Origin of the sequence: Streptomyces asoensis, assembly GCF_013085465.1 — a bacterium.
In the GTDB taxonomy this organism is placed as follows: domain Bacteria; phylum Actinomycetota; class Actinomycetes; order Streptomycetales; family Streptomycetaceae; genus Streptomyces; species Streptomyces cacaoi_A.
In genome coordinates this window covers 2,601,268-2,616,519 of record NZ_CP049838.1, presented here as the reverse complement: position 1 = coordinate 2,616,519, position 15,252 = coordinate 2,601,268, and the positions used below count along the sequence as shown (strand labels likewise).

Genomic DNA, 15,252 nt, shown 5'->3' with positions numbered 1-15,252 from the left:
AAGAGAGCCGACCACATGAAGAGCAGCATCCGCAGAAGCAGGCGCGCCGCCCTGGCCGTCGCCCTGGGCTCCGTGCTCGCGCTGACCGCCACCGCCTGCGGCGACGACGGCAGCGGCGGCGCGGGGGACAAGGGAGGCGAGGGCTCCGGCAAGGGGGAGATCACCTTCTGGGACAACAACGGCGGTGTGCGTACCGACGTCTGGAAGGAGATCATCGCCGACTTCGAGAAGGCGAACCCCGACATCAAGGTCAACTACGTCGGTGTGCCGGCCGACAGCGTCCAGTCCAAGTACGACACCGCCATCCAGGGCGGCGGTCTGCCCGACGTCGGCGGCGTGGGCACCGCGATGCTCGCCGAGGTCGCGGCCCAGGGCGCCCTCGAACCGCTGGACAGCCGGATCTCCAAGAGCACGCTGAACGGCAAGCTCAACCAGAAGTTCCTGGACGGCGTCAAGGCGGCGGGCATCGACGGCAAGACGTACTCGGTGCCGACCTCCGCGAACAACGGCACGCTCTGGTACCGGACCGATCTGTTCCAGCAGGCCGGTCTCGACGCGCCGACGACCTGGACGAAGTTCTACGCGGCCGCCGACAAGCTCACGAACAAGGACAAGAACGCGTTCGGGTACACCATCCGTGGCGGCGCGGGGTCCATCGCCCAGGCGCTGGACGCCACCTATGGGCAGAGCGGCATCACCGAGTTCTGGAACGGCGAGAAGACCACGGTCAACGACCCGAAGAACGTGGCCGCGCTGGAGAAGTACGTCGGCCTGTTCAAGAAGGACACCCCGTCCGCCGACGTCAACAACGACTTCACCAAGATGGTCGCCCAGTGGGACTCCGGCACCATCGGCATGCTGAGCCACAACCTGGGCTCGTACGGCGACCACCAGAAGGCGCTGGCCGGCAAGTTCAAGGGCATTCCGGCGCCGACGCAGGACGACGGCACGCGGGTGCAGGTGTCCAACCCGGTCGACGGGCTCGGGCTGTTCAAGGCGAGCAAGAACAAGACCGCCGCCTGGAAGTTCATCGAGTTCGCCGCGTCGCACGCGTCCAACAGCAAGTGGAACGAGACGGCGGGGCAGGTGCCGGCGAACTCCGAGGCGGCGCAGGACAGCTGGGTGCAGTCGTCGGAGCCGACGAAGCTGGCCGCCGAGGCGCTGGCGGGCACCACCACCAAGATCGTGCAGCTGCCCTACTACCTGCCCGACTGGAACACCATCTCCAAGGCGGACAACGAGCCGAACTTCCAGAAGGTGCTGCTCGGGAAGCTCAGCGCGAAGGACTTCCTGGACACGTTGGCCGAGCAGCTGAACGCCGCGCAGGCCGACTGGAAGAAGAACCACGCGTAGTTCGCGGTTTCGGTTGCGGGGGGCTGCCGGCCGGTCGGGGCCGGTCGCGCAGTTCCCCGCGCCCCTAGGGAATCCCCTGAACCTCTGTTGAAAGGTGCACTTCGTGTCCCTCAGCCGCAGACAGGTCACTTCGGCGGCGCTCGCCGCCGTTCCGCTGGGTGCGGCGGCAGCCGCGCCCGCCCAGGCCGGGGCCCGTCGGCCCCGCACGCTCTTCATCGCCGGTGATTCCACCGCCGCCCAGAAGTACTCCGACGCCGCTCCCGAGACCGGGTGGGGCATGGCGCTCCCCTTCTTCCTGCACAAAAACCGGCCCGTCGCCAACCACGCGGTGAACGGGCGCAGTTCGAAGAGCTTCATCGACGAGGGCCGGCTCGACGCCGTCCTCGCCGCGATCCGGCCGGGGGACCTGCTCCTCGTCCAGTTCGCGCACAACGACGAGAAGACCACCGATCCGACCCGCTACACCGAGCCCTGGACCACCTACCAGGACTACCTGCGGATGTACGTGGACGGCGCCCGTGCGAAGGGCGCGCGGCCGGTGTTCGCCACGCCCGTCGAGCGCCGCAGGTTCGACGCCGAGGGGAACGCCGTGCCGACGCACGGCGAGTACCCGGCCGCCATGCGCGCGCTCGCCGAGGCGGAGCGGGTGGCGTTGCTCGACGTGCAGGCGCTGTCGCTCGCGCTGTGGCAGCGACTCGGCGTCGAGGAGACGAAGACGTACTTCAACTGGACCGAGTCCGAGCAGGACAACACGCACTTCAATCCGCCGGGCGCGATCGCCGTGGCGCGGCTCGTCGTGGGGGAGTTGCTGCGGACGCGGGTGCTCGGGCCGCGTGACGTGGTCCGGCTGCACGACGAGATCCCCACGTCCTGGATCACCTGGCCCGCACCGCTCGCGTAGCACCCGTACCGCTTGCGCAGGACCCGCACGCCTTTCGCCACAAGAGGAGACCCGTACAGTGCGTACACAGATATGTCATGGACGCGTCATAGCTGCCCTGGTGGGGTGCACCGCGCTGGTGCTGTCCGTCACCGGCACGGCGTCCGCCCAGGCCGACGCCCACTCCCGCTCCTCGTCCCGCGACCTCGGCCGGCAGGTCCTGGGCGCGAACGACGGCTGGGCCTCCTACGGGACCGGAACCACGGGCGGGTCGGCCGCCGACGCCGACCACGTGTACACCGTCACCACCTGGACCGAGTTCAAGGCCGCCCTCGCCGCCGGCGGCAGCGCGCCGAAGATCATCAAGGTGAAGGGCGTCATCGACGCCGTCGCCGAGGGATGTGACGCCTTCGCCGCCCCCGGCTACGACTTCGACGCCTACCTCGCCAAGTACGCGCCCGAGACCTGGGGTCTCGACACCGACCTGAGCGCCGAGCCCGCCGACAGCCCGGAGGGACTGCGGCGCGCCTCCGCCGCCGCCCAGGACACCGCCATCAAGGCGAACATCCCCGCCAACACCACCATCGTCGGCATCGGGAAGAACGCCGGATTCAAGGGCGTCAGCCTTCAGATCAAGGCCGTCGACAACGTGATCATCCGGAACCTGGCCTTCGAGTCGCCCATCGACTGCTTCCCGCAGTGGGACCCGACCGACGGCACGAACGGCAACTGGAACTCCGAGTACGACACGGCCGTCGTCTACGGCTCGACGCACGTGTGGCTGGACCACAACACGTTCACCGACGGATCGCACCCGGACAGCGCCGCGCCGACCTACTTCGGCATGCTGTACCAGCAGCACGACGGCGAGCTGGACATCGTGCGGGGCGCCGACTACGTCACCGCCTCCTGGAACGTCTTCACCGAGCACGACAAGACGATCCTCATCGGCAACAGCGACAGCGAGTCGACGGCCGTAGGCGACCGGGGGCACCTGAAGGTGACCTTCCACCACAACCAGTTCTCCGACCTGGTCGAGCGCGCCCCCCGGGTCCGCTTCGGACAGGTCGACTCCTACAACAACCACTTCGTCGGCGACGACTCCTTCGCCTACAGCTTCGGCATCGGCAAGGAGTCCCAACTCGTCGCCCAGCACAACGCGTTCACGCTGCCGGCAGGGGTCAGCGCGGCCAAGGTGCTGAAGCGGTGGAACGTGGCGCCGCTCACCGCCGACGACAACTACGTCAACGGCAGGCTCACGGACCTGATCGCCGTGCACAACGCGGAGATCCCGGCCGAGGTCCTGGAGTCCGGCGCGGGCTGGACGCCGACCCTGCGCACCAAGGTCGACCCGGCGAAGGCGGTCCCCCGGATCGTCGACTGCGGCGCGGGCGCCGGACGCCTGGGCTGACCCCTCCTACGACGGCCGGGGCGGGCGGCACCCGTCGCCGCCCCGGCCCCCTCAGCAGAGCCGCACTGCCAAGGAGCACCCGCATGTCCTCGCCCCGACACCCCCGAGATCCCCGACACCCCCGACTCCCGCTCTCCAGACGAGGATTCCTGACGGCGACCGCCGGCACGGTCGCCGCCCTCGGCCTCGCCACCGCACCCGCGCGGGCCGCGACCGCCCGACGCGGCCCGTTCGGCCGCCACGGCTCGCCGGCCGCCCGCCTCACCCCGCAGACCCTGTACGTCGACCCGCTGGGCCGGGGCGACTTCACCGGCGTCCGGGACGCCGTCGCCGCCACCACCGGCAGCGGCTGGACCCTGGTCCTCGCCCCCGGCACCTACCGGGAGACCGTCGCCCTCGACGTCACCCGCACCGAGGCCACCTGGATCGGCGCCTCCGAGGACCCCCGTGACGTCGTGATCGTCTACGACAACGCGGCCGGCACCGCCAAGCCCGGCGGCGGCACCTACGGCACCACCGGGTCGGCCACCACCACCGTGCAGGCCGACGGCTTCACCGCCCGCTGGATCACCTTCGCCAACGACTGGCTGCGCGCCGACCACCCCGACATCACCGGCACCCAGGCCGTCGCCATCAAGGTCCAGGGCGACCGCTCCGCCTTCCACCACTGCCGTTTCCTCGGCCACCAGGACACCCTGTACGCCGACTCCCTCGCCCTCGGCACCTTCGCCCGGCAGTACTACGCGCACTGCTACGTCGAGGGAGACGTCGACTTCGTCTTCGGCCGGGCGACGGCCGTCCACGAGCACTGCCACTTCCGCACCCTGAACCGCACCGACCTGGCCGCGGCCCCCTACGGCTTCGTCTTCGCCCCCTCGACGGCGGGCGCCAACCCGCTCGGCTTCCTGGTCGTCCGGAGCCGGATCAGCAGCGAGGCGCCCGACGCCTTCTACAAGCTGGCCCGCCCCTGGGTCCCCAGCTCCGACACCACCGCCCGCCCGATGCTCACCGTCCGCGACACCCGTCTGGATGCCGGGATCGACGCCGTCGCGCCGTACACCGACATGTCGGCCTCCTTCCCCTGGCAGAACCAGCGGTTCGCCGAGTACCGCAACACCGGGCCGGGAGCCCGGATCACCGTCTCCGCGAACCGCCCGCAACTCACCGCCGAACAGGCCCGGTCGGCGACCCGCGGGGCCTACCTGGGCGACTGGGAGCCCTGGAAGGGGGAGTGCTGAGATGCTGCGCCGACGCACCCTCCTCGCGGGTATCACGGGCGCTGCCCTGATCACCGCGACCCCGGCCCACGCCCGGTCCCGCCGCATCGTGCACGTCCGCCCCGGCGACTCCCTCCAGGCCGCCGTGGACGCCGTCGACGGCCCCGGCGGGACGATCGTCGTGCACCCGGGTACGTACCGTGAAGTCGTCGACGTACCGGCGGAAAAAGGTGAGTTGACGATACGCGGCGCCTCCCGCGACCCGCGCGCCGCCGTGCTCGTGTACGACAACGCCAACGGGACCGCCAAGCCCGACGGGTCCGGTACCTACGGCACCGCGGGCTCCGCCACCTTCACCTCCGCCGCGCCCGGCCTCACCGTCCGCGACCTCACCCTCGCCAACGACTGGCTGCGCGCCGACCACCCGGAGATCACCGGCACCCAGGCGGTGGCCGCCTACGTCACCGGCGACCGCACGCACTTCGACAACGTGCGCCTCCTGGCCCACCAGGACACCCTGTTCGCCGACACCACCGCGCTGGACGCCTTCGACCGGCAGTACTTCCACCGCTGCTACATCGAGGGAGACGTCGACTTCGTCTTCGGGCGGGGCAGGGCCGTCTTCGACGCCTGCCACTTCCACACCCTCCAGCGGGACGTGACCTTCACCCCCAAGGGCATGGTCTTCGCCCCCGCCACCGCCCGGGCCAACCCCTACGGCTTCCTCGCCCTGCGCGGCCGGATCACCTCCGGCGCCGAGGACGCGGCGTACAAGATCGCCCGCCCCTGGGTGCCCTCGTACGAGACGACCGCCTGGCCCTCGCTGGTCGTACGGGACACCTGGATCGGCCCCGGCATCGACGCGGTGACCCCGTACACCAACATGCGCGACGCCTACCCCTGGCAGACCATGCGCTTCCGCGAACACGCCAACTCCGGCCCCGGCGCGGTGATCTCGGTGCCGGAGAACCGGCCGCAGCTGACCACCGGGGAGGCGGCCACCCACACCCGGCGGACGTATCTCGGGGACTGGAGGCCGTATGGGCGCCCGTGACCCGGCGGTGGGCCGGCGGGCGTTCGTGGCCGGCACCGGGGCCGCGCTCCTGACCGGGGCAGCCGCCACCACCGACGCGCGGGCAGCCGCCGTGGACGGACAGGCAGCCGTCGTGGACGGGCCGCTGCCCGACTTCCACCCCGCGCTCAAAGCCGAGCTGACCTTCCCCCTGGCCTGGGGAAAGTCCCCGATCCGCGACTTCCGCGCCTGGCGTCGGGCCGCCCGCGCCAAGGTCGAGGAGCTGCTGGTCGTCGGACCGCAGGACCGGACCCCGTACGCCCCCGAGTTCACCGACCGGCGCCGACAGGACGGCTACACCGGCGAGTTGGTGACGCTCTCCCTCACCCGCCACGAACGCGTCCGTGCCGCACTCCTCACCCCGGACGGCCCCGGCCCCTTCCCCGCCGTACTGCTCCTGCACGACCACGGGGCGAAGTTCGACATCGGGAAGGAGAAACTGGTCCGGCCCTGGTACGACGACACCCGGCTCGCCTCCGCGCAGGGCTGGTCGGAGCGGTACTTCAGCGGACGGTTCGTCGGCGACGAGCTGGCCCGTCGGGGGTATGTCGTGCTGTGCGCGGACGCCCTCGGCTGGGGCGACCGAGGGCCCCTCGCCTACGACCAGCAGCAGGCCCTCGCCTCCAACTTCTACAACCTCGGCTCCTCGCTCGCCGGACTCATGGCCCGCGAGGACGCCCGGGCCGCCGGATTCCTGGCCGGCCTCGACCGGGTCGACCGGGGCCGGGTCGCGGCCGTCGGATTCTCCATGGGCGCCTTCCGCGCCTGGCAGGCGGCCGCGCTCAGCGACGACCTCGCCGCCGCGGCGGCCGTCTGCTGGATGACCGGCCTGAAGGAAATGATGGTGCCCGGCAACAACACCCTGCGCGGGCAGTCCTCGTACTACATGCTCCACCCCGGGCTTCCCCGGTTCCTCGACTTCCCCGACGTGGCGAGCATCGCCGCACCCAGGCCGATGCTGTTCTTCGACGGCGGGCTCGACCTGCTGTTCCCCGCCGACGGCGTCCGCGCGGCCCACGACCGGCTGCGCAGCGTCTGGCGCTCCCGTCACGCCGAGGAGCGGTTGCACCTGAAGAGCTGGCCCGACCTCGGCCATGTCTTCGTCGACCGCATGCAGGACGAGGTCTTCAGCTGGCTCGACACCGTCCTGTGAACCGCTCCCTCGTCCCATCCCCCTGAACGACGGAAAGGACCCGCACTCCATGTCTCGTCGTACCGCTCTCACGGCCGTCGCCGCCCTCACCCTGGGCGCCGGGCTCGCCGTCCTGCCCACCCAGGCGCAGGCCGCCACCGTGGTGGTCAGCAACTCCACCGACCTGTCCAACGCCATCAAGAACGCCACCGCCGGCACGGTCATCCAGGTCCGCGCCGGCACCTACTACCCGACGGCCACCCTCCAGTCCACGGCCAACGGCACCTCCTCGTCGCCCGTCACCCTCACGGCGTACGGCTCGGAGACCGTGAAGATCGACGGCTCTTCGCTGCCCGACGGGGACTGGATCTTCAAGCTGACCGCCGACTACTGGAACGTCTCCAACATCACCTTCCAGAACTCCCCGGACAGCGCGGTCGTCTGCCAGTCCTGCACCGGCACCAACTGGAACAACATCAAGACCATCAACGGCGGCGACTCCGGCTTCACCCTCACCGGGGACGGCACGGTCAACAACACCGTCAGGAACATCGACTCCTACGGCCATTACGACGCCGCCAACCACGGGGAGAACGCCGACGGCGTCGCCGTGAAGTACGGCTCCGGCACCGGCAACCTCATCACCGGCGCCCGTCTCTACAACAACTCGGACGACGGCATCGACTTCTGGTCCTTCTCCTCGCCCGTCACCATCGAGCACACCTGGTCCTTCGGCAACGGCGTCAACCGCTGGTCCGACTCGGCCTTCGCGGGCGACGGCAACGGCTACAAGCTGGGCGGCGACGGCGAGGTGGTCGCGCACGTCGTCAACAACTCGGCCGCCTGGGGCAACGCCGGAAACGGTTTCACCGAGAACTCCAACACCGGTGCCATTGTCATCAACCGCACCACCGCGTACGCCAACAGCAAGTGGGGCTACTACTTCGCCACCAGCTCCGCCAAGCTCGGCAAGAACCTGGCCGTCAGCAACGGAAGTGGCTCGGTGAGCAAGGGGTCGTCGGTCACCTCGGCCGGCAACAACTGGGACTCCGGCATCTCCACGCCCGCCTTCAGGTCCACCGACGCGAGCTCCACGTACAACGCGCGCAGCTCGAGCGGCACCCTGCCCACGACCACGTTCCTGACGACGGGTTCGACGACCATCGGAGCGACCATGGACTGACCGGCCGGGTACCCACCGAGCCGTCCGGGCGCCCGACCCGTTCGCTTGACCCGATTTTTGCCCGTGAACGGGTATCGATCGGGCAACGGGTCTCGCGCTCGGCCGCGTGACGCGCGTAGAAAACGTGTCATGCATAAGCCACAGCGCATCGCGGCCGTCGCCGCGGCCTGCGCCGTCGCCGGCGCCGCCCTCTACGGCGCCGGCGCGGCCACGGCCGGCCAGTCCACGGCCAACTCCACCCACGAGCCCTACAACATCGGGCTCCTGGTGAAGGACATCGACACCTACTACGGCACCGCGCCGGACGCGAACGGCGTGTACCAGGCGTCTTCGACCAGCCCGTACGCCAAGGACCTCGCGAGCATCGACAAGGCCGCGAAGAAGTACATCGACCAGGCCGCCCGCAAGGCGGTCAGGAAGGGCGAGAAGCCCGCGGTCGTCTTCGACATCGACGACACGCTGCTGCTCAGCCTCGACTACGAGAAGCGGTACAACTACACGTACAACTCCGCCACTTGGGCGGCGTACGTGAACAAGGCCGACCGCCCGGCGGTGTTCGGCAGCCCCGAACTCGTGCAGTACGCCGAGAAGAAGGGCGTCGAGGTCTTCTACAACTCGGGCCTCGCCGAGGCGCAGCGCTCCGCCGCCGTGGAGAACCTGAAGAAGGTCGGCGCCGACATCAACCTCGACGCCGACCACATGTTCCTCAAGAACGCGGCCACCCCGCCGTCGTACCTGAGCGGCTGCGCCACCCCGGGCACCTGGACCTGCACGACCGTCCAGTACAAGTCCGGCACCCGCAAGCACATCGAGCGCGACCTCGGTTACGAGATCATCGCGAACTTCGGCGACCAGTACTCCGACCTCGAGGGCGGCTACGCCGACCGGACGTACAAGCTGCCGAACCCGACGTACTACGTGAGCTGACGCAACTTTTTCGATCTCTTTCGGTGGCGCGGCAACCTGCTGCGGTCACGGTGACGACTGAGGTGCGGAAACGGGCCGGGGCGGCCCCTCCGGCCCGTTTCCTCTCTCACTCCCTCACCGAAAGGAACGCCCCGTGCGCATGAGCACCGGACGCCACCGCAGGACCCGCACCCTCTCGATCGCCGCCGCGGTGGCGGTCTCGGCGGGGGCGGGCGGCGTCTACCTCGGCCTGTCCCGCGGCGGTGCCGAAGCCGCCTCCTCGACGGTCACCGTCTCCACCACCGCCCAGCTGGAGTCGGCCGTGCGCAACGCGGTCGCCGGCACCGTCATCCAGGTCCGCGGCGGCACGTACTACCCGACGGCCACCCTCAAGTCGACGGCGAGCGGCACGAGTTCGGCCCGGATCACGCTCCAGGCGTACGGCGCCGAGAAGGTGAGGATCGACGGCTCCAAGCTGCCCGCCGGCTCCTGGCTCGCCGGGATCTACGGCAGCTACTGGACCGTGCAGAACCTCACCTTCCAGTCCTCCCCGGCCCAGGGCTTCGTCGTCACCTCGTCGACCGGCGGCATCTTCAAGAACCTGGTCACCGGTAACAACGGCGACTCCGGCTTCACCCTGCGCGGCGACAACACGGTGAACAACCTCGTCCAGAACCTGGACAGTCACGGCAACTACGACGCCGCCGGACACGGCCAGAACGCGGACGGCATCGCCATCAAGTTCGGCTCCGGGACGGGCAACAGGATCACCGGCGCCCGTCTGTACAACAACTCGGACGACGGCCTCGACCTGTGGCAGTTCTCCACGGCGGTCACCATCGAGCACTCGTGGGCCTTCGGCAACGGCAAGAACCGGTGGAGCGACTCCGCGTTCGAGGGCAACGGCAACGGCTTCAAGCTGGGCGGCGGGGGCGTGGCGGTCGCGCATGTCGTGAACAACAACGCGGCCTGGGACAACACGCTGAACGGGTTCACCGAGAACTCCAACACCGGGGCGATCGTGCTGAACCGCAACACCGCCTACGCCAACACCGAGGCGGGGTTCTACTTCGCCACCGGCAAGGCCAGGCTCGCCCGGAATCTCGCGGTGGGCAACAAGGGCGGGCCGGACAAGCTGGGTTCGCGGGCGGTCTCCGCGGCGAACAGCTGGGACAGCGGGGTGTCCACGCCGGCGTTCACCTCGACGGACGCGACGACGGCGTACGGCGCCCGGAAGACGGACGGCTCGCTGCCCGCGACGACCTTCCTGACCACGGGCTCGACCACCATCGGCTCGACGATGAACTAGGCCCGGGTCCCGGCGGTCAGGAGTCGCCTTCGTCGTCCTCGGCGGAGGCGAAGTCGCCGCCCACGGCGCCCTGTTGCCGGTCCGACCGGCCCGTGACCGCGTAGGTGTCGTCCTTGGCGTCGCGGCCGCCGCGGTCATGGTCGTACTGCCCGGCGAACACCCACTCGCCCTTGGCGACCGTACGGCCCTCCTTGAGCACCCAGGTGTAGACCAGGAAGCCGTCCTGCTCGGCCACCGAGAACGTGAAGTCGTCCTCGGGCAGTGAGCGCCAGGCGCCCGCCGACGAGACCCCGCCGGTCTGTGCGACCTTCAACTGCACGGTCAGTCCGGTGAGCGCCTCGGACGCCTTGATCGTGATGTTGCTCTGTGCCCAGAAGTCGTTGCTGTGCGGGTCGACCGAACCGTCCGACCACAGCGGGCCGTCCTCGTCGTCGTTCGTCGCCGGCAGCAGCGTGGCCGCGGGCGCGGAGGGCGTCGCCGCGGAGCTCCGCGACGGGGAGGTGCTCGGCTTCGCCGGGTCCTTCGCGCCGCCGCCGGAGCTCGGCGTGGCCTTCGGCGAGGCCGGCGGCCGGCTCGTCGCGTCCGGGGACTCCACCGGCGGCGAGGAGACGGAGACCGTCTGCTGCGCCGGGGTGTCGTCCTTCACGGCGGACGCCACCGCGTAGCCGCCGACCGCGAGCATGCCCGCGACCGCGGCCGTGGCGCCCACGATCCGTGCCCAGCCCCACAGGACCGGACGGCTCGCCCGGTGATCGGACCGTTCCAGTCCCTGTCCCTGTCCCGCCATGCCGCGCTCGACACGGGCCAGGATGCGCGCCCGGTCGGGTTCGTGTGCCTCGGCCGCCCCGTGCAGCCGGGCGCGCAGCTCGTCGTGCACGTCCCGCTGCATCGTCATCGGTCCCTTCCTGAGGCCGAGGCCTCACCGGTGCGCACCATCGCGGGCACCTTGAGCGGTGCTCCCTTGGGGCCGAGCAGCTTCTGGAGCTCGGCCATCCCCTTGGAGGTCTGGCTCTTCACCGTACCCACCGAGACCCCCAGGGCGAGCGCCGTGTCCTTCTCCGAGAGGTCGAAGGCGTGCCGCAGCACCACACAGGCCCGTTTGCGGAACGGAAGTCTACGCAGCGCCGACTGGACGTCCACCACGCCCGCGATGTCGGGGTTCTCCGTCTTCTCCTCGCGCTGTGACCAGAACAGCGCGATCCTGCGGCGCTCCCGGACGGCGCTGCGGATGCGGGTGCGGGCGAGGTTGGCGACGACACCGCGGGCGTACGCCACCGGATGGTCGGCCGCGCGTACCCGGTCCCAGCGGTTCCACAGCGCGAGCAGCGCGTCCGCCGCGAGATCGTCGGCGGCGTCCGCCTCACCGGTCAGCAGGTGGGCGAGACGGGACAGTTCGGCGTAGTGGCGGTCGAAGAAGGCATGGAATTCCACGGAGGCGGCGTCGTCGACGACTGTGCCCACGGGTTGACCTCTTCTCGGAACGACTGGTGTGCCTGTGCGTGTCATGTGAATGACATGGGGATGCCCCGAGGAGGTGGCCGGGGCGAGATCGGGAAGCGTAGCAGTGATCGACTACTGGCTCTTGTACAGGGGTTCGAACATCATGTGGCAGGCCGAACGACTCCGGAGTCCGATTCCGTAACACGACGAAAACCTGAAGACGGTTCAACGCAGGAACAATCCAGCCAGCATCCGCACACAGATCATTCAGGCAATGAGGAGCACCAGCCATGTCCGAGACCCAGAAGACGGCCGACCGGCCAGGTACCGCGCCACCCGCGGCGAACAGCGTCGACCGGTACTTCAGGATCTCCGAGCGGGGGTCCACCTTCGGCCGGGAGATACGCGGCGGCTTCGCCACGTTCTTCACCATGGCCTACATCCTTGTCCTGAATCCCATCATCCTGGGCAGCGCCAAGGACAAGTTCGGGCACCAGCTCGACGCCGTCCAACTCACCACCGCCACCGCCCTGGTGGCCGCGGTGATGACGATCATCATGGGCGTCGGCGGCAACCTGCCCCTCGCCCTCGCCGCGGGCCTCGGCCTGAACGCGGTCGTCGCCTTCCAGATCGCCCCGCTGATGAGCTGGGACGACGCGATGGGCCTCATCGTGCTCGAAGGCCTGCTGATCTGTGTGCTGGTGGTGACCGGTCTGCGCGAGGCCGTCATGCACGCCATCCCGCAACCGCTGAAGCAGGCGATCAGTGTCGGCATCGGCCTGTTCATCGCCTTCATCGGCTTCGTCGACGCCGGCTTCGTCAGCCGCATCCCCGACGTCGCGAACACGACCGTCCCCGTGCAGCTCGGCGGCACCGGCACCCTCACCGGCTGGCCGGTGCTCGTCTTCTGCCTCGGTGTGCTGCTGACGATCGGTCTGCTGGCCCGCAAGGTCAAGGGCGCGATCCTGATCAGCATCGTGACGATGACGGTCCTCGCGATCGTCATCAACTCGATCGCGGACATCAAGTCCTGGGGCCTGACCACGCCCTCCTGGCCCGACAAGATCGTCGACACCCCCGACTTCGGGCTGATCGGTCACTTCAGTCTGTTCGGCGCCTTCGGCGAGACCAGCGTCATCACCGTCGTCCTGCTGATCTTCACCCTGATCCTGTCCGACTTCTTCGACACCATGGGCACCGTCGTCGGCATCAGCGCGGAGGCCGGACTGCTGGACGAGAAGGGCGATGTGCCCAACCTCGGCCGGGTGCTGCTCATCGACGGCGCGGCGGCCGTCGCGGGCGGCGCGGCCTCGTCGTCCTCCGCGACCTCCTACATCGAGTCGGCCGCCGGCGTCGGCGAGGGGTCGCGCACCGGCTTCTCCAACCTGGTCACCGGCGGACTGTTCACGCTCGCCCTGTTCCTGACCCCGCTCCTCACCATCGTCCCGCTCCAGGCGGCCGCCCCCGCCCTGGTCGCCGTCGGCTTCCTGATGATGACCCAGGTCAAGAGCATCGACTGGGACAAGTACGAGATCGCGATCCCGGCGTTCCTCACCATCGCCGTGATGCCGTTCACCTACTCGATCACCAACGGCATCGGCGCGGGCTTCCTCGCGTACGTCGTCATCAAGACGGTGCTCGGCAAGGCGAAGGAGGTCCACTGGCTGCTGTGGGGGGCCTCGGCGCTGTTCGTGGTGTACTTCGCGATCGACCCCATCGAGCAGATCCTCGGCGTGAAGTAGAGCGCCCCGAAGGGGCGCGGGGAACTGCGCGACCGGCCGGCGGACCCGCCCACCGGTCGCGCAGTCGACCTCAGCTCTTCAACGCCGCTTCCATCATCGCCTTCGCGACCGGCGCGGCCAGTCCGTTCCCGCTGACCTCGGACCGCGCGGCGTCGGACTGCTCGACCACGACCGCCACGGCGACCTCCTTGCCGGAGGAGTCGGACTTCCCGTACGACGTGAACCAGGCGTACGGCGCCTTGCTGTTGTTCTCGCCGTTCTGGGCCGTGCCCGTCTTGCCGCCGACGGTGACGCCGTCGATGATCGCGTTCGTGCCCGTGCCCTTCTCGACGACCGTCTGCATCGCCGACTGAAGCTGCTCGGCGGTGGAGGAGCTGACGATCTGCGTGGCCGACGCCTCCTCGTCGTAGTCCTCGAGGACGTCGCCGCCGCCGTCGGTGATCTGCGAGACCATGTGCGGCGAGACGAGCTTGCCGCCGTTGGCTATGGCGGCCGACACCATGGCCATCTGCAACGGCGTCGCGGTCACGTCGAACTGGCCGATGCCGGTCAGGGCGGTGGACGACTCGTCCATGTCGGACGGGTACACGCTCGGGTACGCCCGCACCGGCACGTCCTGGCCGGTGTCGTTGAAGCCGAACTTCTCGGCCGTCGCCCTCAGCTTGTCCTGTCCGAGCTGGACGGCCATGTGCGCGAACACGTTGTTGCAGGAGTACTGCAACGCGACCCGGATCGTGGCGTTCTCGCAGGGCGCGGACGTGTTCTCGTTCTTCAGGACGGTGCGCGTGCCCGGCAGGGTGTACGGGTCCTGGCTGTCGGTCTTCTCGTCCACCGACGAGTACAGCCCGTCCTCCAGCGCGGCCGCCGCCACGACCAGTTTGAACGTCGAGCCCGGTGCCAGCGGCTGCCGCAGCGCCCGGTTGGTGAGCGGCTTGTCGGAGTCCGCGTTGAGCTTCTTCCAGGCCGTCCCGGCGGTGTTGGCGTCGGTCAGCGTCGACGGGTCGTACGACGGGGTCGACACCACCGCGAGGATCTGGCCGGTCGTCGGGTCGACCGCGACGGCCGCGCCCTTCTTGTCGCCGAGCGCGTCGTACGCCGCCTTCTGCACGTCCGGGTCGATCGTGGTGATCACGGTGCCCGGGTCCGCCCGCTTGTCGGTGACCGTGTCCAGCGCGGTCTTCAGACGGGTGTCCGTGCCGTTGAGCAGGTCCGCGTAGATGCCCTCCAGCTGCGTGGGGGCGTAGCTCTGCGAGGCGTAGCCCGTCACCGCCGCGTACAGCTCGCCGTTCGTATACGTGCGCTTGTATCTGAGGTCGCCGCCCGTGGTGACGGCCGAGCCGGTGATCGCCTTTCCGGCCACGATGATGTTCCCGAGCGGCTCCGCGTACGTCTCGATCGCGTTGCGCCGGTTGTCCTTGTCGTCCGCGAGTGCCTGGCCCTCGTAGAACTGCACCCAGGTCGCCCGGAGCAGCAGGGCGAACACCAGCAGCAGCGCGAAGACCGAGGCGCGCCTGATCGTCTTGTTCATTGCGAACAGAAAGACGAACGGGACGGAGGCAATCGTTCCCATCCGCCCCGATTTCTCATCGACCGTTCATCTGAGGCCG

The 15,252-nt window shown here is 69.5% G+C and carries 13 protein-coding genes; 10 read left to right on the top strand and 3 right to left on the bottom strand.

Annotated features, from left to right (window positions below; genetic code table 11):
- Positions 1 to 15: 15 nt before the first annotated feature.
- The 9 genes from G9272_RS11690 to G9272_RS11650 all read left to right on the top strand — a co-directional run bounded on the left by G9272_RS11690 (position 16) and on the right by G9272_RS11650 (position 10,463).
- Entirely contained in the window at positions 16 to 1,353 is a 1,338-nt protein-coding gene (locus G9272_RS11690; protein WP_171396503.1) for an ABC transporter substrate-binding protein, read from the top strand.
- Between the two features lie 103 nt (positions 1,354 to 1,456).
- Entirely contained in the window at positions 1,457 to 2,254 is a 798-nt protein-coding gene (locus G9272_RS11685; RefSeq protein ID WP_171396502.1) for a rhamnogalacturonan acetylesterase, read from the top strand.
- 58 nt (positions 2,255 to 2,312) lie between these two features.
- A complete protein-coding gene (locus tag G9272_RS11680; protein WP_171396501.1) occupies positions 2,313 to 3,644 on the top strand; it encodes a pectate lyase family protein in 1,332 nt (443 codons plus the stop codon).
- A gap of 83 nt (positions 3,645 to 3,727) precedes the next feature.
- Entirely contained in the window at positions 3,728 to 4,882 is a 1,155-nt protein-coding gene (locus G9272_RS11675) for a pectinesterase family protein (protein ID WP_171396500.1), read from the top strand.
- A gap of 4 nt (positions 4,883 to 4,886) precedes the next feature.
- Positions 4,887 to 5,915: a pectinesterase family protein gene (locus G9272_RS11670; protein WP_171401944.1), complete on the top strand. Its 1,029-nt coding sequence runs from the start codon at positions 4,887 to 4,889 to the stop codon at positions 5,913 to 5,915.
- Positions 5,902 to 7,086 (top strand): dienelactone hydrolase family protein, encoded by a 1,185-nt coding sequence (locus G9272_RS11665; protein ID WP_171396499.1) that lies wholly within the window; start codon positions 5,902 to 5,904, stop codon positions 7,084 to 7,086. Before G9272_RS11670 ends, G9272_RS11665 begins: the two co-directional genes overlap by 14 nt.
- Before the next feature lie 49 nt (positions 7,087 to 7,135).
- The gene (locus G9272_RS11660) at positions 7,136 to 8,248 is read left to right on the top strand and encodes a right-handed parallel beta-helix repeat-containing protein (protein WP_171396498.1); all 1,113 of its coding nucleotides are present in this window, start codon (positions 7,136 to 7,138) and stop codon (positions 8,246 to 8,248) included.
- A 129-nt stretch (positions 8,249 to 8,377) separates the two neighbouring features.
- Positions 8,378 to 9,175, top strand: coding sequence for an HAD family acid phosphatase (locus tag G9272_RS11655; protein ID WP_171396497.1), 798 nt, complete (start codon positions 8,378 to 8,380; stop codon positions 9,173 to 9,175).
- A 133-nt stretch (positions 9,176 to 9,308) separates the two neighbouring features.
- Positions 9,309 to 10,463: a right-handed parallel beta-helix repeat-containing protein gene (locus G9272_RS11650; protein WP_171396496.1), complete on the top strand. Its 1,155-nt coding sequence runs from the start codon at positions 9,309 to 9,311 to the stop codon at positions 10,461 to 10,463.
- 16 nt (positions 10,464 to 10,479) lie between these two features.
- Here G9272_RS11650 and G9272_RS11645 read toward each other — a convergent pair whose 3' ends face one another.
- Together G9272_RS11645 and G9272_RS11640 are read right to left on the bottom strand one after the other, a co-directional pair.
- Positions 10,480 to 11,358, bottom strand: coding sequence for a hypothetical protein (locus G9272_RS11645; protein WP_171396495.1), 879 nt, complete (start codon positions 11,356 to 11,358; stop codon positions 10,480 to 10,482).
- Positions 11,355 to 11,924, bottom strand: a complete 570-nt coding sequence (locus G9272_RS11640) for a SigE family RNA polymerase sigma factor (RefSeq protein WP_171396494.1) — start codon at positions 11,922 to 11,924, stop codon at positions 11,355 to 11,357. Before G9272_RS11640 ends, G9272_RS11645 begins: the two co-directional genes overlap by 4 nt.
- Before the next feature lie 269 nt (positions 11,925 to 12,193).
- On the opposite strand from G9272_RS11640, the gene G9272_RS11635 reads away from it, so the two are divergent.
- Positions 12,194 to 13,645: an NCS2 family permease gene (locus tag G9272_RS11635; RefSeq protein WP_171396493.1), complete on the top strand. Its 1,452-nt coding sequence runs from the start codon at positions 12,194 to 12,196 to the stop codon at positions 13,643 to 13,645.
- A gap of 70 nt (positions 13,646 to 13,715) precedes the next feature.
- Here the strand turns inward: G9272_RS11635 and G9272_RS11630 are convergent, their stop codons facing one another.
- Positions 13,716 to 15,173, bottom strand: coding sequence for a peptidoglycan D,D-transpeptidase FtsI family protein (locus tag G9272_RS11630; RefSeq protein WP_171396492.1), 1,458 nt, complete (start codon positions 15,171 to 15,173; stop codon positions 13,716 to 13,718).
- Positions 15,174 to 15,252: the final 79 nt, after the last annotated feature.